Origin of the sequence: Porphyromonas gingivalis ATCC 33277, from assembly GCF_000010505.1 — a bacterium.
Taxonomy (GTDB): Bacteria; Bacteroidota; Bacteroidia; order Bacteroidales; family Porphyromonadaceae; genus Porphyromonas; species Porphyromonas gingivalis.
Map to the genome: position 1 here is coordinate 1,263,646 of NC_010729.1, position 22,442 is coordinate 1,286,087.

Consider the following 22,442-nt stretch of genomic DNA (forward strand, 5'->3'; position numbering starts at 1 on the left):
ATATTGAACGCTGTTTTGAATGTGCAAATGCCTCAAACCTGATCCGACAGAAATGTCGTTCGACAAATGAATTACCTTTGTTGGGTAGTTATAAGAGAAAAAGGTAATGAATCCGCCCAAAAGACTGCTTGTCATTCACCGCGCCCTTGCTCCTTACCGTATCGAACTGCTCAATACTCTGTCGGCAGCTTTCGATACACATATCTACTTCGAATTTGCATCACCTATAGAACAGCGATTCGATGCAGGCGAACTGGCCAAGCGTGTTCACTTTCAAAGCAGTGTACTTCCTCCCGCCCCAAAAATCCCAGGATTGAAAAACTTTCGTCCCTATGCCGCCTCATTGGTTCGCAGTCTTCGTCCCGATGTCGTTCTCTGTAGCGAATTCAATCTGCTGACACTGACCCTCGCTGCTGCCTGTCGCCTGTTCAGTCTGAAAACCAAGCTGTATGTCTTATGCGATGACAATGAACAAATGGCAGAGGCAGAGCTACACTACGGTCGTGGTCTCAAACATCGGATGCTCTCTTATGTGGAAGGCGTTATTCTATGTGATAGCCGTGCCTGCGATCTCTATACCTCTCGCTTCGCTACGCTGGATAGGGAGCGATTCGTTTACCTCCCCATCGTACAGGATGAAAAGGTGCTGCGCCCCCTCTATGAACAGGTCTTCGGTATAGGCCGGGACCTGCGACATGCTCTCATTCCTGCTGGTGCTCGGATGATGCTGTATGTAGGACGCTTGTCAGAGGAAAAAAACCTGCCGGCACTGATCGATAACCTTTCCACTCTACCCGATGATGTTCATCTCGTTATCGTCGGCGACGGCCCGATGCAGTCAGCCCTAATGAATCAAGCGCAAGTTGCAGGCCATCCGGAACGAATCATATTTGCAGGGAAAAAGGAAGGAGCAGAGCTTTATGCCTACTATACGCAGGCCGATTGCCTCGTATTACCGAGCATGCGCGAATGTTTCGGTTCGGTCGTAAACGAAGCTCTCATAGCAGGCGTTCCTGTGGTTTGCAGCGATATTGCCGGGGCATCTTGCCTGGTTACAGAAAGCAACGGACGTACTTTCTCCCCCATGCTGCCGAATGCTCTCTCTCAAGCGTGTAATGATCTGCTTGGAAGCATCGCACCTTTCTGCGGCGACAGCCTTCGACCTTCTCTCATGCCATTTACTTTCGAACGAGCCATAGCCCCTGTGCTATCCCTGCTTAGCCGATGAAAATTCTCCTGCTGAATACATCCGATGCAAGAGGCGGAGCAGCTGTAGCTGCTATGCGCTTGATGGAAACCTTACAAGAGGCCGGAGCCGAAGTCAGGATGTTGGTATTGAACCGCAATACGACAAACCCCGACATAATGGCTTTACATAGCGGACGATGCGGCAAAACAGCCGATAAATACCGTTTTTTAGCTGAACGGCTTCATATTTACATGTGCAATGGTCGGAATAGAAGCCGGCTCTTTCATGTCAGTACGGCTCTTATCGGCTATGATGTCAGCCGTCACCCGTGGGTGCGCTGGGCAGATATCATCCATCTGCACTGGATCAATCAGGGATTCCTCTCACTGAGAGGGCTGGAGCGTCTGGCCCAATGCGGTAAATCCGTAGTATGGACGATGCACGATATGTGGCCTGTGACAGCGATTTGCCACCATGCCCGAGAGTGCATGCGATACCGAACCGAATGCGGTGCTTGTCCGCAAATTTCCCCCCAAAAGGAGAAGGATTTGGCTCGTCTTGTATGGAATAGAAAATCCCGAGTAATATCCCTACTCCGGCCTACGCTTATCGGTTGTAGCCATTGGTTGGCCGATTTGGCACGGCAAAGCGCACTGACGGATGGACTGCGAATCGAATCGATACCGAATCCCATCGACACGAATCTCTTTGCCCCGGGTTCACGTTCGGAAGCTCGCCGAATAATGGATTTGCCGACAGACAGAATATTGCTTCTCTTCGGAGCTGTACAGGCGGATGATCCTCGCAAGGGCATATACGAACTGTCGCAAGCAATGAAAAGACTTCGAGAGAGACAGCCGGACTTAAGCAAACGAATCGCTCTTGTCGTATTCGGCTCTCTCCGCGATGAGGTGAGAAGTCTTTTTCCCAATTATAAGCTTATTTCGATCGGTTATATCCGTGAACCAAGCCGAATGGCCGAACTGTACCGTGCTGCCGATCTCTTTGTAATTCCCTCTTTAGAGGAGAACCTCCCTAATACTATTATGGAGGCTCTCTCTGTCGGTACGCCCTGTGTGGCTTTCCGTGTCGGGGGTATACCGGAGATGATCGTATCGGGTAGTACCGGATATTTAGCCGCTTTTCGTGATCCGTCCGATTTGGCAGAAGGGATAACCAAGACCATTGCTCTACAAGAAACCTCCCCCGAAGCTGTTGCTTCAGCTTGTCGCTCCTTTGTTCTCAGTCACTACTCGCGTGAAGTAGTATCCTCTCGTATGCTGCAGCTCTACCGCGAACTGCTCTGACTTGTACGAAGAAGGAATAGGAAAACATCCAAAACGCAGAGTCTTTTCGGCAACTTTTCAGCAGAAAAATATGTAGCCATCTTTTTGGCACCAAAACAATACCTTTGTATCATAATCATTATAAGAACGAGCTCGTATGACCGGCATAAGAGAAGGAGAAAAGGAACTGTCGCTCCTTGGTTCCAAAACAGAATACCGCAACGACTATGCCCCCGAAGTCTTGGAGGCATTCACCAACAAACATCAGGAGAATGACTATTGGGTAAGGTTCAACTGTCCCGAGTTTACAAGCCTATGCCCTATCACAGGGCAACCGGACTTTGCCACTATCTACATCAACTATATTCCGGACGTTAAGATGGTAGAGAGCAAGAGCCTCAAACTCTACTTGTTCAGTTTCCGCAATCATGGTGCTTTTCATGAGGACTGTGTCAATATCATCATGAAGGATCTCATCGCCCTGATGCAACCTCGCTATATCGAGGTGTGGGGCGACTTCACACCTCGCGGCGGTATCAGCATCGTACCTTTCTGCAACTACGGAAAGCCGGGAAGCCGATACGAGCTTCTGGCAGAAAAGAGAATGGAAACACACCATTAGGCAGACAAGATTAACTCTTGCATAGCTATGAAGATTCTAGCCATTATCAATCCCATATCGGGCATCGGATCGAAAAGCAACATACCGAGCCTTATAGCCGATGTATTCGCCCATGATCCTCACGAACTCTTTATCACCTATTCGCAACGTGCTGGCCATGCACGTGAATTGGCAGCACAAGCAGTGGAGAAGCATTACGACTGCGTCATTGCAGTAGGAGGCGATGGAACGGTGAACGAGATAGCCCAAAGCCTTCGCTACACCGATGTAGTGCTGGGTATCGTCCCGAAAGGATCAGGCAACGGGTTGGCACGTGCCCTCAAGCTGCCACTCACCGTCGGGAAAGCTCTCGAAGTGATCAGAGCCGGACATGTTCGCACCATCGACTGCTGTGAAGCGGATAGTCGCCCTTTCTTTTGCACCTGCGGATTGGGATTCGATGCCGAGGTTAGCAAGAAATTCGCCCAAGCGGGTAGTCGAGGCCCTATCACTTATGCGCGAACCATGATCGAGAGTTACCTCCAAAACGAACCGAAAGAATACAAACTGACGATAGACGGCAAATCCTTTGTGGAGAAAGCTTTCCTCGTCACTTGTGCCAATGCGCCCCAGTATGGCAATAACGCCTATATCGCTCCATTAGCGGATTTGGAGGATGGTAAAATGGATGTAGTTATTATCCGTCCTTTCAATCCATTGGAAGCTCCACAATTGGCCTTACAACTCTTTACCAAGCGTATCAACAGCAACTCCAATCTGGACACCTATAAGGCCGAAAACCTGATCATTGAGCGTGAGACAGAGGGCGTAATGCACCTCGATGGCGATCCTGTCATGTTCGGTAAGCGCATTGAGATCCGAACCTACGGCCGGTCACTCAAGGTATTTGCTACTGAAACCTACACTTGAAAGTCCCACCTCTTTCTAAAAACCAAATAAAATCCCGTAACCGGAGTTTTCGGTTACGGGATTTTTAGCACTTTCCCTTTTCTGTTCGAACATCAGATTTTTATTGGAACTGTGATGTAGATTTAACGTGAGTTCGATATAAAGGAATGGCACAACACATTGGTTATTAGTGTGTTTTATTTTCCACACAGTGTTTTTCAGGTACTTATATTGCTTTCAGATGGCTTTTTATCTACATCTGAAGCCCAATGACTTAGAAGCCGCCACTTCTTCCCGATCATTATGCAGCCGGAGAATCACAAAAGAGTATGATTTACAGCTACTTGTTATTTTTATGGTATGTTCGCTTAGATCGAACTGGCGTAGATTTAGAAAATGAAACAGTCTTCAGTTGATAATACGAATACCATCGGGCTGGCGGATCACTCGATACTGCCGCATTCTGCGAGGCGAATCGGATGAGGCGGCAGGGCCGGCGATAGGAGCACCGTCATTCTCCGCTACGTTGAATACGCTGCCGCAGACCGGACAGCGAACGGTGAAGGGATTGTCCGTAGAGGGTCGAACCCTCACATCCTGTTTCACTTCGTAGGGACAGCTGAGATCGTAGGCAAGGTCCTCGGCCGAAGGTGTAATCGTCCTCGATACCACCAAGAGCCCCCCATAGCCTATAGCCGTATTCTCTACTTCCACGTTCGTAATGGAGATCATCCCCTCCTTGGCCAATTTGATCGCCTGTGCACTATTGTCATAGATGGTATAGTTCACAGGCATATTCGGTATGCTCTGCACGGCAATCTGTTTCCGGCACGAAGCAAAGATGCTCCCTCCGATAAATATCAGAGAGAGCATTTTCGGAACGACGTTTCTGCTCATAACAACCGGCTCATGCATAGTCCAACGATGCCAAAAGCTGCGCCAGCCGATCCACACCTTCGTGCAGAGGCTTGTCCAGCATAGGCTTCACAAACATATTCAGCTCGGCACGCAGGGTAATCTTCAGTCTGGTATCATCGGGTGCAGCCTCTTTGAGCTGGATCCACACGTTGAAAGGCATGGGAGAGCGTTCTGCCTCGAATTTGATCAGGTCGTCCTGACGACGCTCTACTATTCGCAAAGTAATTTGCCCCACCGGATTCACTGATAGCGTACAGCTATCACTGTCTATCCCCGTCAGCTTAATCTTTCCCTCGGGCAGTTTATCCTCCATCCCCTTGAGATTGGAGAGGTCCGACAGTTTGGAATAGACAGCCGAGAGAGGTGCTGCTATACTTTTTATTTCACTTGTGTATTCTGTCATACTTTAGGGTCTATATAGTTTGTGTACGAAGTGCGTAGTCCGAGGAGAAATCAGATACCCCACGTCTCGGGACTCTTGCGCCATTCGCGAAGCAGCTCCACATTCTCGGCAGAAATATAGCCCGTCCGCAAGGCTTCTTCTATCACCTGATCGTAGTCGGTAAGCGTCACAAGCTTGACTCCTGCTTTCTCGAAATTCTGCTCGGCCATCGGGAATCCATGCGTATAGACTGCGACCATACCCAATACTTCGCAACCGAAATTGCGTATGGCTTCTGCTGCCTTGAGGCTGCTACCCCCCGTAGAGATCAAGTCCTCGATGACTACCACCTTGCTGTTCGGCTTGAGTTCGCCCTCCACAAGGTTCTCCAATCCGTGATCCTTGGGAGACGAGCGTACATACACAAAAGGCAATCCGAGCAGATCAGCCACCAATGCCCCTTGAGCTATAGCCCCTGTAGCTACGCCTGCAATAGCCTCGACATCACCGAAAGTTTCGGAAATCACGCGAGCCAATTCCAATTTGATAAGAGAGCGGATTTGGGGATAAGACAACGTTTTTCTGTTGTCGCAATAGATAGGAGCTTTCCAACCCGAAGCCCATGTGAAGGGGTTGTTCGGCTGCAGTTTGATGGCTTTCACCTCGATGAGCTTCGAGGCGATGAGTTTTCCAAGTGTTTTCATTGTTTGTTTTCTGTAATTATCGTCTTAGTACGACATGGTACAAAATTATAGAAAAAAAGCACGAAGCCTGTTTCCATTTCCTTATCCTAACCGTAAGATGCCTACTCTCACTATGGATGCAGATCGGTATCATAGTTGATGACGAAAGAGTCCATATCCATCCACGCAGGGAACTTGTCGCGAAAACGCTGCATCGCCCCCTTATCGAGCGTATGGTACAGCACCTTTTCCTCTCCTTCGGCACAAGTGGCAAGATACTCGCCCCGAGGCGAAAGGATAGCCGAATCGCCCGTATAGCGCAGACCGATACCGTCCTCCCCCACCCGATTGATGCCGCACACATAGGCATAGTTCTCCATGGCACGAGCTTGGAGCAGCGTTTGCCAGACGGCGCGACGCGGCTCAGGCCAGTTGGCCATGCAGACGAGCAGATCGTATTCCAGATCCGTATTGGTACACCAGACGGGAAAACGCAGATCATAGCAGGGAATGATGAAGATCTTCCAACCGCGATAGCTGAAGATCCGGCGTTCTTGCGCCGGAGTCATCACCTCATGCTCTCCCCCTACACGGAAGAGGTGCCTCTTGTCCTGATGGAAGACCTCTCCTTCCGGTGTCACGAAATAGGCACGATTATAGAATTTCCCGTTCTCCCGTACGGCCATCGTAGCCGACAGAGCCAAACCATGACGAGCAGCCACTCTCTTCAGGCTCATGATAGTTTCGCCCTCTTCGAAAGGCTCCGCCAGAGCTTGTACGTTCATCGAAAAGCCCGTAGTCATCATTTCGGGAAAGAAGAGGACATCCGCCTTACCGGCTGTTTCTTCGGCCAAACGCTCCATTCGGCGTAGATTGGCGTGCTTATCCTCCCAGTCTATCCGGCATTGAGCTACAGCAACTCTCAATGGCTGAGAGCTCTCGTGTTTGATCATATTTCTGATTCTGCAAAGTTTCGGGGGTGCCGTGCCTGTGATGCCCTGTACCGACTTCTGATGTAGGCAATATCCGCTTCTTCATTGCCCGTAGGGGCAAATAGTTCGAATACGCTCATTTCTTTATGGCTATAATCGATCACAGCGAGCTGAATAGGCACCCCGGCTCCTACGGCGATGCGATAGAATCCCGTTTTCCACTGTGGAGAATAGTCCCTTGTACCCTCCGGGGTGATAGCAACATTGAAAACAGCATGCCGCTGAAAAAATTCGCGTACTTGTTCGACAGTGGAACCTCGCTTCGAGCGATCGATCGGGATACCTCCCATAGCCCTGAAGATCGGCCCCAAAGGGAAAAAAAACCATTCCTTTTTCATCAGGAAGCCGGCTTTCCGACCGATAGACCAATAGTAGAGTTTGCCCAGCAAAAAGTCGTAATTGCTGGTATGAGGAGCCACGCAAATGACGCTTTGGAGCGGATTTGCAGATGGGACGAGGGCTTTCCAGCCCATCATCCTGAGCAACAATCGTGAGAAAAACTTCAAAACACCTCTATATGTTACGCTATTTCTGCTTAATGCACGTAAGTGACAAATCAATTATCAGACGCACACGCCGAAATACTCTTCACGATCTCGGACAGCTCTTCCTTGAAATCATCCACGAGCCGGCGATAATATTTCTTTACGAGTGCAGGATTGTGCTTACCGTCGTTGCAACGAATCTTGGCAATGGTGGTATCTTGAAGTTGGAGAATACGATTGAGGATAGTTTCCACCTCTGCGTTTTTTTCCTCTTTCACAAAGAGTTTGAGCAGGAATGCATCAGTAAAGACTTCGGAAATGGCTCCGGTTATCTGCTTTTTCAGTTTTCTTTCGCTTGCCATGCTGTCAATAGTTTTGAATGTGTATGCAAGAAACAATATCAATACAAACTTACGGAAAAAATCAAAGCCTATCCCCGTACATCGTACCAAATAGAACACCTTATGTAGCATACAGCAAAGCTCTCTTATTTCCATGTCGAGCAACGGTCATCCCCTGCCCTTCTTATGAGCAATCGGCAGGACAGACACAAATGACACACATAGTTCATCAGGCCTCTTGGAAGTCGCAGGAATTGGCTACATTTGCAAAAATACAAACGACTTCAACGAAGCTAAATATCTCTATCCTAACACTTATCATCCGAATTAAAAACGGTTTAATAATGAACGCGTATATTCATCCATTTATGCTCCTTACCCCTCACTCTCCTATTATCTTTGTCTTATCTACCGTATGCCAATCCGGTTTCGGACAAAAGAGCATTTTCTCCCATGATGAATAGTCCGAAATAAGGTTCCCATACTCATTCCAAAAGACAAGGCACCCGCCGAGTTCGCTATGCAACTCGACGGGTGCCTCTTTTATTTCAGCTCCAGAAAAGGCCTTTTTCAGCCTGCGATTTATATAGAAATCATTTTCAATCTATATATAAATGAAAAACGATTTATATACAAATTGAAAACGATCTATATATTTATTGAAATCGTTTTATATACAAATCGTTCTCCGACCTCTTAATAAGCGAATTTCGATCCTCCGAACTCCGTTTCCTCTTCTTTTTCGCCTTGCTCCTCATCCTCTTTCAACTGCTTATTTAGAATCATTCCAAACTCCTCTTCATTGTTGAAAACTTTTTTGGCTCGCATTTTTGACCCGGAAATGTACTATCATCAAGCAGTTACCATAGTAATTGCATGCAGCAAATATGATCGCTGAAATCAAATACAAACGACCAGTGATATTATTCCTTATAGCTGGCAGTGTCCTACAAAAGTGTCTAAGTTCCTAAAGCCAATACTCATCGTACGCACATGATTCAAATATCTGTTTTCGTTACTCTTTAAGTCTCTTTACCATTACGTAATCTACTTGATTCTCTTTGACCACATTGAATCCGCTGCTTAGATACATTTTTGTCGCAAAGTTGGCTTTTTGTACAGATAGTGAGGTTTGGATAGCTTGCTGCGCGAAGATGATCAAGTAATCTCCAATCGTCTAATGTGATTTTCGTAAAATGTTCTGTACGAAAATCGTTCATCAATGGAATCGGTTTGTTGTGTTCTGTGTGAGTGTAAGTAAACCCGCATTTTTCTTGTACCCTCTTCGATTTTTCATTGCCGTCAAAATAACCGCACCAAACCGCTGTCTGCCGTAAATTTTCAAAAGCATACCGAAGCACTTCGTTTACAGCTTCAGGAATTAAGCCCTGTCCCCAAAATGGTTCGCCAATCCAGAATCCTATTTCACACTCGTTATCTGCCATTTTTGCAGAGTGAATTTCGCTTCTTGAGGTCATTATTCCAATGCTACCAATGGCTTCAGCAGTCCCTTTCAATACAACAGCATAATTTTCTGGCGCACTAAGGACGGTCACAATGATCTCACGACTATTCTCAATGCTCGTATGTGGTGGCCAACCAGCTATCGGGCCAACATTAGGGTTTTGCGCATACTTGTAAAGTGCTTCGGCGTCGCCCTCTCGCCACGGCCTCAAAATCAAACGTTCTGTTTGTAATTCCATTTTTACGTTTAAATTTTCATTTTGCTATCTGTGCTGTATCTTCTTTACCACTAAATATCTAACAAGATGTGAGAAAGTTTGATAGCACGAAGATAAGAAATGGGATAATATATAGTCGTCCCTTAAGAGTCCTTTTAAGAGACGACTAAGTAGCAGTTATTAAGTAGATTACAAAGAAAATCTCTAATGACTGCCATTAGAAAAGTAAGGCCTAACGACAAATCCGGGTTAAAAATATTCGGGAGTGTTCGAAAACCGATAGAATGCCCCTCCATCGCTTCGAAGTACAGAGAGAGGGGTATCGGGAGGACTAAAGCAAAAAAGAAGACAGCAAAAAAGAGGACAAGAAAACCAAAAACGTAAAAGGAATCAAGATATTGGCAGCACGACGATTCAGAGAATTCAAGAAACGAGCTGCATGTACCGACACAGGGAAGGTAGCCAGATATACGAATCCTTCGGAAGCAGCAGGCATCACGGCAGAGAGTAGCAGCATATAACAACCGGCACACAAAAGGCTGAAGAAGTAAATGCGTGCAATCACTTTTTCACTCGTATAGGTCAGTTGCAAGTGGACAAAGGAGATAAGATACAGCACTGACAGTAGAGCCGGATACAGCCCCTCCCACGCAGTCATTTGTGAAATCCGATAAGAAAATCCCCACCGAGTCAAAAGGGTCATATTGTCGATAACAAACTGCTCCTGTCCGGCCAATACCAATAAAGGAAGACAGCACCACAGAGGAAGCAACAGTCCGAAGAAAAATGCAATCAAGTTTTTGAAAGACAAACTCTTCATCAGATAAAACTGTATGAGCACAAACGGTGCAAGAAGCAGCGAAGGAGACCACAACACAGCTGAAAGCCCGACACAAAAGCCTACGTTAAGCATCTTGGGCGGGATATTATTACGGCCATAAGTGCCAAAAAGGCAGAAAAAGAGTACTATCAGCAGCAGTATCGACAGCGAGTATGGCTGCATGGGGAAGAAAACCTGATGGGTGTTCAGCAAAAGAATCATCAAGAAAGCAAATGGCCGGAATCCACCTTCATGAAGCAGAAGATAGAAAGCACTGAAGCGAACCGCAATAAAAGATGCAACCAGGCCAATGGCAAACGAGATAACGGTTTGCCATAAGAAAGGGATCGTGCCGAAGAGGGGAAGACTACCCTCTTGAAGAGAAATATCAGCAGAAAGCCCCCATGCGTAGGACAGCATCCTACACACGAGGGCGATCAATATCGTAACCGGTATTAAAAACGTTCTATCGGATTTTGCCACAGCTAACGTTCAACTTTCGGCCAATGGAGCATGTCCCGACCGATGTCGTGACGATAATTCTTGCCATCGAACAGTACCTGCTGAGCATGGATATAACAACGTTGCAAGGCGGCCTCAGGTGTAGATCCATAGCTGCTGACAGCCATTACACGACCACCATCGGTATATACCTTGCCATCCCTTGCTACCGTACCGGCATGGAACAGAATCGTATCAGCCGGAGGAATGGGAATATCCATCTCCATTCCTTTCTCATAGCTACCCGGGTATCCTCTCGACACAAGCATCACGGAAGCGGCACAACGTCGGTCTTCTTGCATCTGATAATCACCGATACAACCGGCTGCCATCCGGCGGATCAACTCGACAAAGTCGGATCCGATTCGCAGCATGACGACTTCCGTTTCCGGATCTCCCATACGGCAATTATATTCTACCACATAAGGATCTCCTCCTACATTCATCAGTCCCACGAAGATGAATCCGCGATAATCGATTCCTTCGGCTATCAGTCCCGATATCGTAGGCCGGATAATCCGCTCTTCCACCTTCCGCATGAATGCTTCATCGGCGAAAGGTACTGGCGAAACGCTCCCCATTCCGCCGGTATTGAGCCCGGTATCTCCATCTCCGATTCGCTTATAATCTTTGGCGACTGGAAGTATGCGATAGTCTTTGCCATCGGTAGCAACAAATACGGAGCATTCTATGCCATCGAGAAACTCTTCGATCACCACATGACGGCTTGCAGCACCGAATTTGCCACCGAGCATCTCAGCCAACTCCCGTTTGGCTTCTTCTGCAGTCGGAGCAATAATCACCCCCTTGCCGGCGGCCAAACCATCGGCTTTCAGTACATAAGGAGCCTGCATCGTATCTATGAATGCCTTGCCTGCATCTGTTTGGTCAGCCGTGAATGTCTGATAAGCGGCAGTAGGAATCCCGTGTCGTTTCATAAAAGACTTGCTGAAATCCTTGCTTCCTTCCAACCGTGCACCCTTGGCATCAGGTCCCACAATGAGGAGATCGTGCAGTGTGTCGTGATTTCGGAAATAGTCCACTATGCCACGTACAAGGGGTTCTTCAGGCCCCACTACCAGCAGGTCGATAGACTCGCGCTGTACCACTTCGGCAACGGCAGCAAAGTCGTTCACATCCACTTCGGGTATGTTGATCGCTACATCCTCCGTCCCTCCGTTTCCGGGAGCAACGAAGAGCTTGTTCGTTAGCGGGCTTTGGGCTATTTTCCAAGCCAAGGCATGTTCGCGCCCGCCGGAGCCTAATAAAAGGATATTCATAAGTGATCTGTGAAATAACGGGTTATTGTTTCATACAAATGTACTCTGTCCGGCCCCATCACATTATGTTCGTGGCTCGGATAGACGTAATAGTCAGGATAGGTACGTGCCTTCACGCAAGCATCAAGGAAAAGGAGTGAATGCTGCCATACCACGACCGGATCGATCGCTCCATGAATCAGCATAAGTCGTCCTTTCAGATCACCGGCTCGTTTGAGCAGGTTGGCAGCATCGTATCCTTCAGGATTTTCCTGTGGCGCATCGAAATAACGCTCACCGTACATAATCTCATATCGATTCCAGTCTATGACAGGCCCGCCGGCTACTCCGACTTTGAAGACATCGCCGTGCGTAAGCATCAGATTCGTAGTCATAAAGCCACCATAGCTCCAGCCATGTACTCCTATTCTATCGGCATCCACCCATGATTGGCTCTTGAGGAAATCCACACCACACATCTGATCGGCCATCTCGGTCTGCCCCAAACGACGATGAATAACCTGCTCGAAAGCAGCCCCTCTATTGGCAGATCCGCGACTATCCACCGTAAAGACGGCATAGCCTTTCTGTGCCATATAGATATCCCATCCACCGACAGAGCTGCGCCATGTCTTGGTTACGAGTTGGGCATGAGGTCCTCCGTAAACATAGACTATAACAGGATATTTCTTTGCCGGATCGAAATGAAGCGGCATCGTGAGCTTGTAATAAAGAGGTGTCTGCCCATCGGCTGCCATGATGGTACCCGTTCTGATCTCCGGCATGGCATAGCCCGTATCGGGGTTCTTAGCCTCCAAGAGTGTGTAAGACCCTTTGCCGATATTTGTCACTGTAACCTTACGCGGGACAGTAGGTGACTGAAAAATGTCGATTATGGCAGAACCATCAGGAGATAGCTGAGTGCGGTGCATTCCCGACTCCGGAGTCAGATCTTTTGTCTTTCCTCCTTTGATATCAATACAGTAAAAATGGCGTTCGAGAGGGCTGGCTTCGGTACTTTCGAAATAGAGCCGTGTTCCCTTGGGATCGAAGCCTGCAAAGTTTGTAACCTCCCACTCCCCTTTTGTCACCTGACGGATCAGACGACCTGTAGTATCATACAGATAGAGATGGTTCCATCCGTCGCGACGGCTCTGCCAGATGAACTGATTGTTACTTCCCGGAAGGAATGTCAGGGGATGTAACGGCTCTACATAATGTTTATCGGTTTCAACAAAAAGCGTACGGACGAATCTACCGGTCTCAGCGTCATAGGCATTTACCTTACATTCGTTTTGAGCACGATTGACCTCAGCTACATACAAGATATTTTCGTCCGGACTCCAACTCAGATTCGTCAGAAATTTTTCCTTGGGTTCACCCGTTTGTAGATAGACGGTCTTACCTGTGGCCAGATGATAAATTCCAACCGTAACGTGGTGTGACGGAGTACCTGCCATAGGGTAATAAAGCGGTTTGGACTCGGCTTCGAGCGGATGATAATCCACTATCGGGGTAGGCTTCACCATACTCTGATCCATTCGATAGAAAGCAAGACAGCTCCCTTTTGGAGACCAGAATGTACCTTTTTCGATACCGAATTCACGCTGGTGTACGGCCTGACCATATACGAGAGTCTCAGCTCCATCGATAGTCACAGCGATAGCTCGTGACATACCTTCTCCCAATTTACCTCCACGAGCAATGTAAAGGTTATGGTTTCTGACATAGGCAACACGGTCTCCCACAGGAGAAAAATCCAAAGAAGCCGTCTCCTCATTGGTATCGAAAAGATAAGTCACCTTTCGAGCAAGCATATCGAATCCGACTAATCCTCTTTGGGTAAATAGAACGACCTGTCCCCGTCCGGCATCGAGTGTGCGGAATGAAGGGAAAGCATCAGTCGTCTGAAATTTGCATCCCTCCGGCATGAGTGCATTGAGATCGGCAGCAGAAAATCTGGTCGTCTGAGCCGATTTGCCATTCGCCTTATTAAAAACTAAATCATCACCCTCGATAAAGACATAATTGTCTCCCATCCATTGCAAACCGACCACGTATTCGGGGTAAAAGTTATAAAACTCTTTTCCTCCGGGCATCAGTTGCTCAAGAGTAAACTCCTTACCACTCGTTTCAGGAGACTGAGCCGAACAAGGCAAGGCCACTGTAAGGGCACAAACAGACAGAAATAGTTGTTGGAAGATTGTCTTCTTCATTTATCTATTGTATTTGATTTTCTATTCTTTATTATTCATCGTTGCGGATCACCTGAATCCGCTTTGAAGAGGATTTGCGAGGCCCTCTTTCAGATTCATCCGAAGATCGGAACCTATCGTTCGGCCAGCGAGTCTCTCGTTGCTGCTCATCATTATGCTCTTTTTTCCTGTTATCGGAAGTTCTGAAAGGCTTATCAGGACGAGGAGAACGATAAGGAGGTTTATTTTCTCGATCCATGGAGTTGGAGCGTTTTTCCCTTCCGGCAGAAACGTCACGACGGTCGATTCTCCGTCCTACGCCTTGTTCTCCTTCGGCTCGACGACTTTTTCTTTCGGCAAATGAATCGCGTCGTCCCTCAAAGAGTTCATAACCTCGCAACTCACATTCCAAAGCTCCATTCATCAACTTTTCTCGATGGGACTGACGAAGGCCGATATGATTGAAATGCTCCGGCTTGAAAGCCAGAATCCATGCAGAGCAACCTGCATAATTATGCTTGAGTCGCTCTCCGATCATGGTATACAACTGCTGCATGTCCTCCACTTTGATACGTTCTCCATAGGGAGGATTCATCACCAGCATGGCCTTGGATTCAGGCTTCGGACGCTGCTGCATGGGAAGGACACTCAGAGAGATATACCTGCCAAGACCGGCTCGCTCCACGTTACTTCTGGCCGCAGCCACGGCCTGTGGCAAAATATCGGAACCGTAGATGATATGATCGAATACCCGTTCCGCGCTGTCATCATGGAACAACTCATCATATAGATCGGGATCGAAATCCGCCCACCGCTGGAAAGCAAAGCCTCGCCTATAGATACCGGGAGCAATATTGCATGCAATCAGGGCAGCTTCGATCAGGAACGTTCCGGATCCACACATAGGATCGATCAAATCCGTATTACCGTCCCAACCGGCTTTGAGCAAGATACCGGCAGCCAACACCTCATTTAGAGGAGCAGTCGTTTCGGCCACACGATAGCCTCGCTTGTGCAGACTCTCGCCCGAACTATCGAGCGACAGGGTTACTTCCTCGTGCGACACATGTATGTTCAGTAGAATATCGGGATTGGAGAGCCGGACAGAGGGACGTTTGCCCTCACGATCACGGAAGAAATCCACCAAAGCATCTTTGGTACGATAACTTATATACTGACTGTTCTTGAACGAATCGGAATAAACGACGGAATCAATGGAGAAAGTTTGATCCGATGAGATAACGGTCGTCCAATCGAAAAGTCTGAGCCTTTCATAAATTTCATCTGTCGTCTTCGCATGGAAAGTTATTACAGGTTTCAATATGCGCAGTGCTGTACGCAACCGGAGATTAGCAAGATAGAGCATCCTCTTATCTCCTCGAAAACTGACCATACGCCGACCGACGGTTACCTCCTCAGCTTCCAAGGCTGTTAGTTCGGTAGCCAAGACATCCTCCAACCCATAAAGGGTCTTAGCTACCATAGCAAATTGGAGATCGTTATTCATAATAGTCCATGATTATGGAACAAAGATAATGAAATACGGCCGCAGTTTATGGCTTTTTGAGACCTGTACGGAAGTGTGCAGATTCCAGCTATCAGGGCAATCGCATTTCAGCCACTAACGTACATCTAAAGCTCATGATGCTACGCTCGGTTATCAAAACAAGTACGAATTCATATATCAGAGATTCAAATCATAGAGGAAAGAGACTAAAAATTTTCAAACGCGATCGCCCTGACAGGCTGCCCCCGGGGCCGACGCATTAAATTGGTTTTGCGGCTTCATTCGAGCAAATTTCTCCTCATTGGTATTATTGGTTGCTACTGTGTGCCGATGGTGGCCGGATGGATTATTGGAGCCGGAGGTGGTATCGGCTCGTATGGACGCAATGTGAATCAGACGGCACAGCGTGGCACACAAGGTGCATACACGGGGAGCAAGGCGATGATTGGAGGTGCACAAGTGCTGTTGCCGGTCATGTCGTTTGATGTCTCAAAGAGGCACTCATTAAAGGGGAGTAAATTTCCACCAGTGGAAATCCGGCGTGTACCAAATGGTCACCTGACACACAATAAAATGAATGAACAAAAGTGCCTGCTTATTGTGCAAAGGTCTCGATGCTTACCGACGAAATTTGGGCAGAAGGGATTCGGCCACTCGGCGTGTGTTGCTGTCCGTCTCGATGAAAGTGGGCAAAGATACTTCTCGGAACAATTCGTGCTTTTCCATCACTTCATACAACAGACGGCTCATATCCGTAAAAGAAATTTCATCGCGCAAGAAAGCAGTCACGGCAATCTCATTGGCAGCGTTGAGTGCACAAGGTGCATTGCCACCCAAACGAATCGCATCAAAAGCGTAAGAGAGATTGGGGAATCGTTCGAGATCAGGGCGTTCGAAGGTCAGGGGGGTAGCCGTGAAATCCACCCGAGGATAATCGTTCGGGATGCGGTGGGTAATGCCAAGGGCATAACTGATAGGCAAACGCATATCGGGAATACCAAGTTGAGCCTTGACCGAACCATCGCGGAACTGCACCATGGAGTGTATTATGCTTTGTGGGTGCACGAGTATTTCGATCTCATCGGGTTGCATCTCAAACAACCATTTGGCTTCAATCATCTCAAACCCCTTGTTCATGAGCGAAGCAGAATCGATAGTCACCTTTGCCCCCATATTCCAATTAGGATGGCGGAGAGCCTGTTCACGGGTGGCATGCTGTAATTCCTCTGCTGTCAGATGCAGAAAAGGGCCTCCCGAAGCCGTCAGCAGGATCTTCTCCGGCCGCTGTCTCTCTCCTAAAAGAGCCTGAAAAATAGCCGAATGCTCCGAATCGACCGGAAGGATAGGTACCTGATTGTCTTGCGCCAATCGCATGATGAGTTCGCCTGCCACAACGAGAGTTTCTTTGTTTGCAAGTGCTATCATCTTTCGGGCTTCGATGGCTTTGATCGTAGGCAACAACCCCGAATAGCCTACCATGGCCGTCACGACCATATCGATATCCGGAGCCGTTACCGCATCGGCAATAGCCTCGGCTCCACACCATACCTTGATAGGCAAATCGGCCAAAGCCTCTTGTATAAGATGGTATTTTTGGTCGTTGGCTATTACGACTATTTCCGGCCGATATTCGCGTGCCTGTCGGATCAAAAGGTCTACATTATTGTTTGCCGTAAGGAGGTAGACATCGAAAAGATCCGGATTCAGATGGATAATATCGAGTGTCTGTGTACCGATGGATCCGGTCGAGCCAAGGATGGCTATGTTTTTCTTCATAATTGCAGTAGGCCGTCGGGAATAATCATCGTTAGTTTCCGATTTGGCACATCTATCTCTTCCAGCAAATCCTCAGCTACGGGTAAAAGGAGTTCTTTTCCTTCGGGCGTAGTTATAGACAAAAGGACATTGAGCGTACTCTCGTCCACATCATCGATTGTCCCCACGAAACGACCTTCTCGGTCGAATACCGTAAAGCCGATGAAATGCTCCCAGGTGAATTCGATAGAATCAGTATCGAAGTATCGTCGTTCCATAAAGAGAGACACACCGGTGTACCGCTCCATCTCCTCCTTGCTTTCAATACCGGCAAAGCGGAGCAAAGTAATATCATCGGTTTTCTCACGGTAGCCAATAAGACGGAACGGAACCGGCAATGCATCCAGCTCGAAAAAGAGAAACAACCGCTCTTCTTCCTCAAAGAGCGTACTCAAATCGGCTGTCAGACGAGCGTTGCACTCTCCCTGAACGCCATGCGGCTTACCCAGCACACCGATATGCTCCAATGAATCCAAATCGATCATAAAGCATCAAAGGCGAGAAATACGTGCGCCGATAGCATTGAGGCGAGTATCTATGGATTGGTAACCCCTATCGATCTGTTCTACGTTGTGGATGATACTTGTTCCTTCTGCACTCATAGCTGCAATAAGGAGGGCTATACCGGCACGAATATCGGGTGAAACCATAGTTGCAGCTCGCAAGGGAACACGTTTGTCCAAACCGATGATCGTAGCACGATGGGGGTCGCAAAGGATAATCTGTGCTCCCATATCGATTAGCTTATCGACAAAGAAGAGACGGCTTTCAAACATCTTCTGGTGAATCAGCACACTGCCTTTCGCCTGAGTTGCCACCACGAGAAAGACGCTGAGCAAGTCCGGAGTAAGACCCGGCCAAGGAGCATCTGCAATAGTCATGATGGATCCATCCATAAACGTTTCTATCTCATAATGTTCCTGCTTAGGAATAAACAGATTGTCGCCTTGCTGCTCCACAGCAATTCCCAAACGGCGGAAAGATGCAGGGATGATACCCAGATCAGGCACGCTGACATCCTTGATCAAAAGCTCGGAAGCGGTCATCGCAGCCATTCCGATGAAGCTACCCACTTCGATCATATCGGGCAACATCTTATGCTCACAGCCATGTAAGCTCTGTACTCCTTCGATACGAAGCAGATTAGAGCCGACACCCTCTATATGCGCCCCCATACTAAGCAGCATCTTGCAAAGTTGCTGCAGATATGGCTCACAGGCAGCATTATAAATAGTGGTAATACCATCAGCAAGGACAGCTGCCATTAGGATATTGGCAGTACCCGTCACAGAAGCTTCGTCCAGCAGCATATAAGTGCCGGAAAGCCGGCTTGCAGTCAATTCATAGGCTTGCATATCGGAATGGTAGTCGCACGTGGCACCTAATGCCTGAATACCTACAAGATGAGTATCTAACCTGCGGCGGCCGATCTTATCTCCCCCTGGTTTCGGGAAAATGGCGTAACCGAAGCGACTGATCAGTGGCCCAACAAGCAAGACCGAACCGCGCAAGGCGCGACTCTTTTCGAGAAACTGCTCGCTTTTGATATAGTCGAGATTCACATTATCAGCTTGGAAAACACAAGTATCACGTGTGGGTCTTTTTACCTTAACCCCCATGTTCCGAAGCAGGTCGATCAGGTTGTTCACATCCAATATATCGGGGATGTTACGCACCACAACCTCCTGATCGGTCAATAGCGTAGCAGAGATGATCTGCAAAGCTTCGTTTTTTGCACCCTGGACAAGAATCTCACCCTTGAGACTGTTGCCCCCTTCTATTACGTAAGATGCCATAGAGATAATGTGTTTTATATGTCTGTATGATTATTTCCGCCGGAATACCTTGTTCCGTTTGGTGTTGTTATTGTCCTTCCGATCCGAAGCATTCGGTATCGTCAGATGACAACTCTCCTCCGTCAGCTCTATGCGCCCTTCGGACAGTTCGTACAAATCCTTGAATATCTTGTAGTCATCCACCGTATCTTTGTTCCATGTCAGATACGAACGCTTCATCTGGTTGGCGATGAGCAGCTCCAGCGCATAACGCTCTTCTCCCTGCTCCATGGCACAAGCCTTGAGGATCATTTCCTGTATGAGATGGCCGTAGTGCCGATATACGATGTCGTTGGCCGAGTAGCTTACAGCTTTAGGCTTCCGTTCGAGCAGCTCCGGACTGATGATCTCCATCGGATAATCGATATCCAACTTGAATCCGGACATAATAGCCAGATGATCCCAAAGAATATGCTTGGTCTCACTGTTTTCCCGCCGTTCGGGAAACATGTTTCCCATGATTGTAATGATCGTTTGTGCACAGCGATTCCGTTCGTCACGATCACCGATTGTCATGCAATAATTTACCATGTTTTGGATATTCCTGCCATATTCCGGAATAGCCAAAGGTTCCATTTTACTATTATAATTCATCCTCTGATGTTTGTAATTTCTAACACTCTTTCAGTCGGCCTGCCATTGCTGCTGATTCTGTTTCATAGCCGGGCTTGTTCAGCAAAGCAAACATATTGTTCTTATAACCTTCGACCCCCGGTTGATCGAAAGGATTCACACCCAGCATATAGCCACTGACGCCTACCGCTTTCTCAAAGAAATAGAACAACTGCCCTATATAATAAGCATCCAATTGCGGCAAAATGATGCGTATATTAGGTACTCCCCCATCTACATGAGCCAGCCGGGTACCCAATTCAGCCATCTTATTTACTTCGTCTACACGCTTTCCGGCCAGAAAGTTTAGCCCGTCCAAATCCGCCGAGTCGGAAGGAATCGTCAAGCATGTATCTTGATTTTCCACGGAAATCACTGTCTCGAATATCGTACGCTCGCCCTCCTGCATCCATTGTCCCATGGAATGGAGGTCGGTAGTCAGATCCACAGTTGCCGTGAAGATCCCCTTCTCCTCTTTGCCCTCGCTCTCACCGAAAAGCTGCTTCCACCACTCTCCGATATAGTGCATTTTGGGATGGAAATTGGCCAGTATCTCTATCTTCTTTCCTTCGGCATACAAAGCATTGCGAGCTGCCGCGTATCGTAAAGCCGGATTGTCCGAAAAAGGAATGTCTGAAGCCGTCATGGCTTGCATATCGGCTGCACCTCGTACCAACTGACGAATATCGAAGCCGGCTACTGCCACAGGGAGCAACCCCACAGGAGTGAGGACGGAAAAACGTCCTCCCACATTGTCCGGTATGACGAAAGAACGATAGCCCTCTTCATCAGCCATACGTCTTAAAGCACCTTTGGCCGAATCGGTAACGGCCACAATCCTCTCCCGAGCATCTTCACGTCCGACCTGCGATTCCAGCAATCCTTTCAATAGACGAAAGGCAATAGCCGGTTCGGTAGTCGTTCCGCTTTTGGAAATATAAATGATACCAAATCTCTTATCACGCAGGAACTGTAGCAGTTCGGAAAGATAATCCTCACCGATATTATTGCCGGCATATAGTATCACAGGGTTCTCCCTGTCCGAGCGATATGCCTCGAAACTGTTTTGCAATGCTTCGATCACAGCCCTTGCTCCGAGGTAACTGCCCCCGATACCTACGTTTATTACATAGTCGCAACGTTCTCTGAGGATAGTAGCTGCAGCTTCTACCGCGTTCAATTCCTCTTCCGTGATGGAAGATGGCAAATGGACCCAACCGAGAAAATCGCTCCCTCGACCGGTACCGTTATCCAGCAAGGCATTGAACTTCTCCGCTATCTCTCCATAAGAAGCCACAGAAGAACCTGTTTTAGACAGATCCAATCGGATTCTTTCCATTAGCGTATTCGGTATTTTAATGTGCAACGAAATTATTTGAAATGTGCCGTCAAAGCAGTAATGGCTTCGGCCGCATCTCGCTTCTCGTACAGTACCTCGTACACCGTATTCATGATCGGCATATTGACCTGATAGCGTTTGTTTACCTCCCTTACACACTTGGCTCCATAGTAGCCCTCTGCTATCATCTCCATCTCCATTTGAGCGGATTTGACACTGTATCCCTTTCCTATCATATTGCCGAAAGTACGATTGCGGCTGTAGTTCGAATAAGCTGTCACAAGGAGGTCGCCCAAATATACCGAATCCGTGATCTCTCTTTCCAAGAGGTGGACGGTATTGACGAAACTATTCATTTCAGCAATGGCATTCGACATCAAGACAGACTGAAAGTTGTCGCCATACTGCAGACCGTTGCATATTCCGGCAGCAATGGCATAGACATTCTTCAGCACCGAGGCATATTCGATGCCTACTACGTCCTGACTGGTCGTACAGCTCACATAATCGTTGCGTAGTACGTTTGCCATGGCTTTTGCCTTATTGATATCGAAGCAGCCCACCGTCAGATATGATCTGCGCTCTCTGGCCACCTCCTCTGCATGGCAAGGGCCGGAGACTACACCTATCAGTTCGTTGGGGACATCGCAGAAATCGTGCAGATATTCCGATACCAAGACATTCTCATCCGGCACGATCCCCTTGATAGCATTGATAATCAGCTTGTCGCGCATGCTGGACGAGCGAACGCGTTTCAGATAGGATTTGATGAAAGGCGAAGGAGTGACAAGAACCACCACATCGCTGGCTCTGAAAAAACTGTTCAGATCCGAATCGGTGAAAAATGAGATTTTCCGAGGATCGAATACGGCATCGCGCAGATAGTTCGGATTGCGCCCCGTATGCTTAATGCCCTGCGCCTGCTCTTCGCGGCGCATAAACCAATTGATGGATGGTTGAGAGGTCAATATGATTTTGGCCAGAGCCGTAGCCCAACTGCCACTACCCAATATTCCTATTCTCCCGATTCCCCCCATGATACTTTAATTATCCGGATAAAAAAGAATAGCCGCACGGAAGAGCAAGAGCCT

General features: G+C 47.9%; 20 protein-coding genes and 2 pseudogenes. 5 read left to right on the forward strand and 17 right to left on the reverse strand.

Features of this window, described 5'->3' with window-relative positions:
- The first annotated feature begins 106 nt into the window (after window positions 1–106).
- From PGN_RS05435 to PGN_RS05450, 4 genes are all read left to right on the forward strand, one after another.
- Entirely contained in the window at window positions 107–1,228 is a 1,122-nt protein-coding gene (locus PGN_RS05435; protein WP_012458052.1) for a glycosyltransferase family 4 protein, read from the forward strand.
- The gene (locus PGN_RS05440) at window positions 1,225–2,496 is read left to right on the forward strand and encodes a glycosyltransferase family 4 protein (protein ID WP_012458053.1); all 1,272 of its coding nucleotides are present in this window, start codon (window positions 1,225–1,227) and stop codon (window positions 2,494–2,496) included. Before PGN_RS05435 ends, PGN_RS05440 begins: the two co-directional genes overlap by 4 nt.
- 136 nt (window positions 2,497–2,632) lie before the next feature.
- Window positions 2,633–3,097, forward strand: coding sequence for a preQ(1) synthase (gene queF, locus PGN_RS05445; protein ID WP_005874066.1), 465 nt, complete (start codon window positions 2,633–2,635; stop codon window positions 3,095–3,097).
- A 27-nt stretch (window positions 3,098–3,124) separates the two neighbouring features.
- The gene (locus PGN_RS05450) at window positions 3,125–4,006 is read left to right on the forward strand and encodes a diacylglycerol/lipid kinase family protein (RefSeq protein ID WP_012458054.1); all 882 of its coding nucleotides are present in this window, start codon (window positions 3,125–3,127) and stop codon (window positions 4,004–4,006) included.
- Window positions 4,007–4,393: 387 nt separating this feature from the next.
- Here the strand turns inward: PGN_RS05450 and PGN_RS05455 are convergent, their stop codons facing one another.
- The 11 genes and pseudogenes from PGN_RS05455 to PGN_RS05515 form a co-directional block, all read right to left on the reverse strand.
- Window positions 4,394–4,882, reverse strand: coding sequence for a hypothetical protein (locus tag PGN_RS05455; RefSeq protein WP_012458055.1), 489 nt, complete (start codon window positions 4,880–4,882; stop codon window positions 4,394–4,396).
- Between the two features lie 10 nt (window positions 4,883–4,892).
- Window positions 4,893–5,306, reverse strand: a complete 414-nt coding sequence (locus tag PGN_RS05460) for a hypothetical protein (protein ID WP_005873427.1) — start codon at window positions 5,304–5,306, stop codon at window positions 4,893–4,895.
- A 50-nt stretch (window positions 5,307–5,356) separates the two neighbouring features.
- Complete coding sequence (gene pyrE / locus PGN_RS05465) at window positions 5,357–5,989, reverse strand: orotate phosphoribosyltransferase (RefSeq protein ID WP_012458056.1); 633 nt, start codon at window positions 5,987–5,989, stop codon at window positions 5,357–5,359.
- Window positions 5,990–6,099: 110 nt separating this feature from the next.
- Entirely contained in the window at window positions 6,100–6,921 is an 822-nt protein-coding gene (locus PGN_RS05470; protein ID WP_012458057.1) for a nitrilase family protein, read from the reverse strand.
- Window positions 6,918–7,436 carry a lysophospholipid acyltransferase family protein gene (locus tag PGN_RS05475; protein ID WP_039417229.1) on the reverse strand — a complete coding sequence of 173 codons (519 nt, stop codon included), beginning with the start codon at window positions 7,434–7,436 and terminating at the stop codon, window positions 6,918–6,920. Before PGN_RS05475 ends, PGN_RS05470 begins: the two co-directional genes overlap by 4 nt.
- Before the next feature lie 80 nt (window positions 7,437–7,516).
- The gene (locus PGN_RS05480) at window positions 7,517–7,807 is read right to left on the reverse strand and encodes a hypothetical protein (protein WP_021663044.1); all 291 of its coding nucleotides are present in this window, start codon (window positions 7,805–7,807) and stop codon (window positions 7,517–7,519) included.
- A 1,145-nt stretch (window positions 7,808–8,952) separates the two neighbouring features.
- Window positions 8,953–9,489, reverse strand: a pseudogene (locus tag PGN_RS05495) (GNAT family N-acetyltransferase); the annotation flags it as partial.
- 310 nt (window positions 9,490–9,799) lie between these two features.
- Window positions 9,800–10,708, reverse strand: coding sequence for a DUF6427 family protein (locus tag PGN_RS05500; protein ID WP_230846987.1), 909 nt, complete (start codon window positions 10,706–10,708; stop codon window positions 9,800–9,802).
- Window positions 10,709–10,773: 65 nt separating this feature from the next.
- Entirely contained in the window at window positions 10,774–12,069 is a 1,296-nt protein-coding gene (purD, locus tag PGN_RS05505) for a phosphoribosylamine--glycine ligase (protein WP_012458061.1), read from the reverse strand.
- Window positions 12,066–14,264 carry a S9 family peptidase gene (locus tag PGN_RS05510; protein WP_012458062.1) on the reverse strand — a complete coding sequence of 733 codons (2,199 nt, stop codon included), beginning with the start codon at window positions 14,262–14,264 and terminating at the stop codon, window positions 12,066–12,068. Before PGN_RS05510 ends, purD begins: the two co-directional genes overlap by 4 nt.
- Window positions 14,265–14,295: 31 nt before the next feature.
- Entirely contained in the window at window positions 14,296–15,750 is a 1,455-nt protein-coding gene (locus PGN_RS05515; RefSeq protein WP_012458063.1) for a THUMP domain-containing class I SAM-dependent RNA methyltransferase, read from the reverse strand.
- A 330-nt stretch (window positions 15,751–16,080) separates the two neighbouring features.
- Here PGN_RS05515 and PGN_RS11920 point away from each other — a divergent pair.
- Window positions 16,081–16,179: pseudogene (locus PGN_RS11920) on the forward strand (hypothetical protein); the annotation flags it as partial.
- 189 nt (window positions 16,180–16,368) lie between these two features.
- Here PGN_RS11920 and PGN_RS05520 read toward each other — a convergent pair.
- The 6 genes from PGN_RS05520 to PGN_RS05545 are packed head-to-tail and all read right to left on the reverse strand — an operon-like array spanning window position 16,369 to window position 22,388.
- A complete protein-coding gene (locus PGN_RS05520) occupies window positions 16,369–17,526 on the reverse strand; it encodes a 1-deoxy-D-xylulose-5-phosphate reductoisomerase (RefSeq protein WP_005874315.1) in 1,158 nt (385 codons plus the stop codon).
- A complete protein-coding gene (gene rimM / locus PGN_RS05525; protein WP_012458064.1) occupies window positions 17,523–18,050 on the reverse strand; it encodes a ribosome maturation factor RimM in 528 nt (175 codons plus the stop codon). Before rimM ends, PGN_RS05520 begins: the two co-directional genes overlap by 4 nt.
- 6 nt (window positions 18,051–18,056) lie before the next feature.
- Window positions 18,057–19,361, reverse strand: a complete 1,305-nt coding sequence (murA, locus tag PGN_RS05530; protein WP_012458065.1) for a UDP-N-acetylglucosamine 1-carboxyvinyltransferase — start codon at window positions 19,359–19,361, stop codon at window positions 18,057–18,059.
- 30 nt (window positions 19,362–19,391) lie between these two features.
- The gene (locus PGN_RS05535; protein WP_005874327.1) at window positions 19,392–19,994 is read right to left on the reverse strand and encodes a DUF4290 domain-containing protein; all 603 of its coding nucleotides are present in this window, start codon (window positions 19,992–19,994) and stop codon (window positions 19,392–19,394) included.
- Window positions 19,995–20,013: 19 nt separating this feature from the next.
- Complete coding sequence (locus tag PGN_RS05540) at window positions 20,014–21,351, reverse strand: glucose-6-phosphate isomerase (protein WP_012458067.1); 1,338 nt, start codon at window positions 21,349–21,351, stop codon at window positions 20,014–20,016.
- Between the two features lie 32 nt (window positions 21,352–21,383).
- On the reverse strand, window positions 21,384–22,388 hold the full coding sequence (locus PGN_RS05545) for an NAD(P)H-dependent glycerol-3-phosphate dehydrogenase (protein ID WP_012458068.1): 1,005 nt from the start codon (window positions 22,386–22,388) through the stop codon (window positions 21,384–21,386).
- Window positions 22,389–22,442 lie beyond the last annotated feature (54 nt).

Excerpts from the sequence above, each read along its gene's own strand:
- PGN_RS05455 (WP_012458055.1), bottom strand. The coding sequence starts at position 4,882 with ATGAGCAGAAACGTCGTTCCGAAAATGCTCTCTCTGATATTTATCGGA.
- PGN_RS05460 (WP_005873427.1), bottom strand. The coding sequence starts at position 5,306 with ATGACAGAATACACAAGTGAAATAAAAAGTATAGCAGCACCTCTCTCG.
- murA (WP_012458065.1), bottom strand. The coding sequence starts at position 19,361 with ATGGCATCTTACGTAATAGAAGGGGGCAACAGTCTCAAGGGTGAGATT.
- PGN_RS05475 (WP_039417229.1), bottom strand. The coding sequence starts at position 7,436 with ATGATGGGCTGGAAAGCCCTCGTCCCATCTGCAAATCCGCTCCAAAGC.
- PGN_RS05435 (WP_012458052.1), top strand. The coding sequence starts at position 107 with ATGAATCCGCCCAAAAGACTGCTTGTCATTCACCGCGCCCTTGCTCCT.
- pyrE (WP_012458056.1), bottom strand. The coding sequence starts at position 5,989 with ATGAAAACACTTGGAAAACTCATCGCCTCGAAGCTCATCGAGGTGAAA.
- PGN_RS05470 (WP_012458057.1), bottom strand. The coding sequence starts at position 6,921 with ATGATCAAACACGAGAGCTCTCAGCCATTGAGAGTTGCTGTAGCTCAA.
- PGN_RS05515 (WP_012458063.1), bottom strand. The coding sequence starts at position 15,750 with ATGAATAACGATCTCCAATTTGCTATGGTAGCTAAGACCCTTTATGGG.
- PGN_RS05545 (WP_012458068.1), bottom strand. The coding sequence starts at position 22,388 with ATGGGGGGAATCGGGAGAATAGGAATATTGGGTAGTGGCAGTTGGGCT.
- queF (WP_005874066.1), top strand. The coding sequence starts at position 2,633 with ATGACCGGCATAAGAGAAGGAGAAAAGGAACTGTCGCTCCTTGGTTCC.
- PGN_RS05540 (WP_012458067.1), bottom strand. The coding sequence starts at position 21,351 with ATGGAAAGAATCCGATTGGATCTGTCTAAAACAGGTTCTTCTGTGGCT.
- rimM (WP_012458064.1), bottom strand. The coding sequence starts at position 18,050 with ATGATCGATTTGGATTCATTGGAGCATATCGGTGTGCTGGGTAAGCCG.
- purD (WP_012458061.1), bottom strand. The coding sequence starts at position 12,069 with ATGAATATCCTTTTATTAGGCTCCGGCGGGCGCGAACATGCCTTGGCT.
- PGN_RS05510 (WP_012458062.1), bottom strand. The coding sequence starts at position 14,264 with ATGAAGAAGACAATCTTCCAACAACTATTTCTGTCTGTTTGTGCCCTT.
- PGN_RS05480 (WP_021663044.1), bottom strand. The coding sequence starts at position 7,807 with ATGGCAAGCGAAAGAAAACTGAAAAAGCAGATAACCGGAGCCATTTCC.
- PGN_RS05520 (WP_005874315.1), bottom strand. The coding sequence starts at position 17,526 with ATGAAGAAAAACATAGCCATCCTTGGCTCGACCGGATCCATCGGTACA.
- PGN_RS05440 (WP_012458053.1), top strand. The coding sequence starts at position 1,225 with ATGAAAATTCTCCTGCTGAATACATCCGATGCAAGAGGCGGAGCAGCT.
- PGN_RS05450 (WP_012458054.1), top strand. The coding sequence starts at position 3,125 with ATGAAGATTCTAGCCATTATCAATCCCATATCGGGCATCGGATCGAAA.
- PGN_RS05535 (WP_005874327.1), bottom strand. The coding sequence starts at position 19,994 with ATGAATTATAATAGTAAAATGGAACCTTTGGCTATTCCGGAATATGGC.
- PGN_RS05500 (WP_230846987.1), bottom strand. The coding sequence starts at position 10,708 with ATGCTGTCCTACGCATGGGGGCTTTCTGCTGATATTTCTCTTCAAGAG.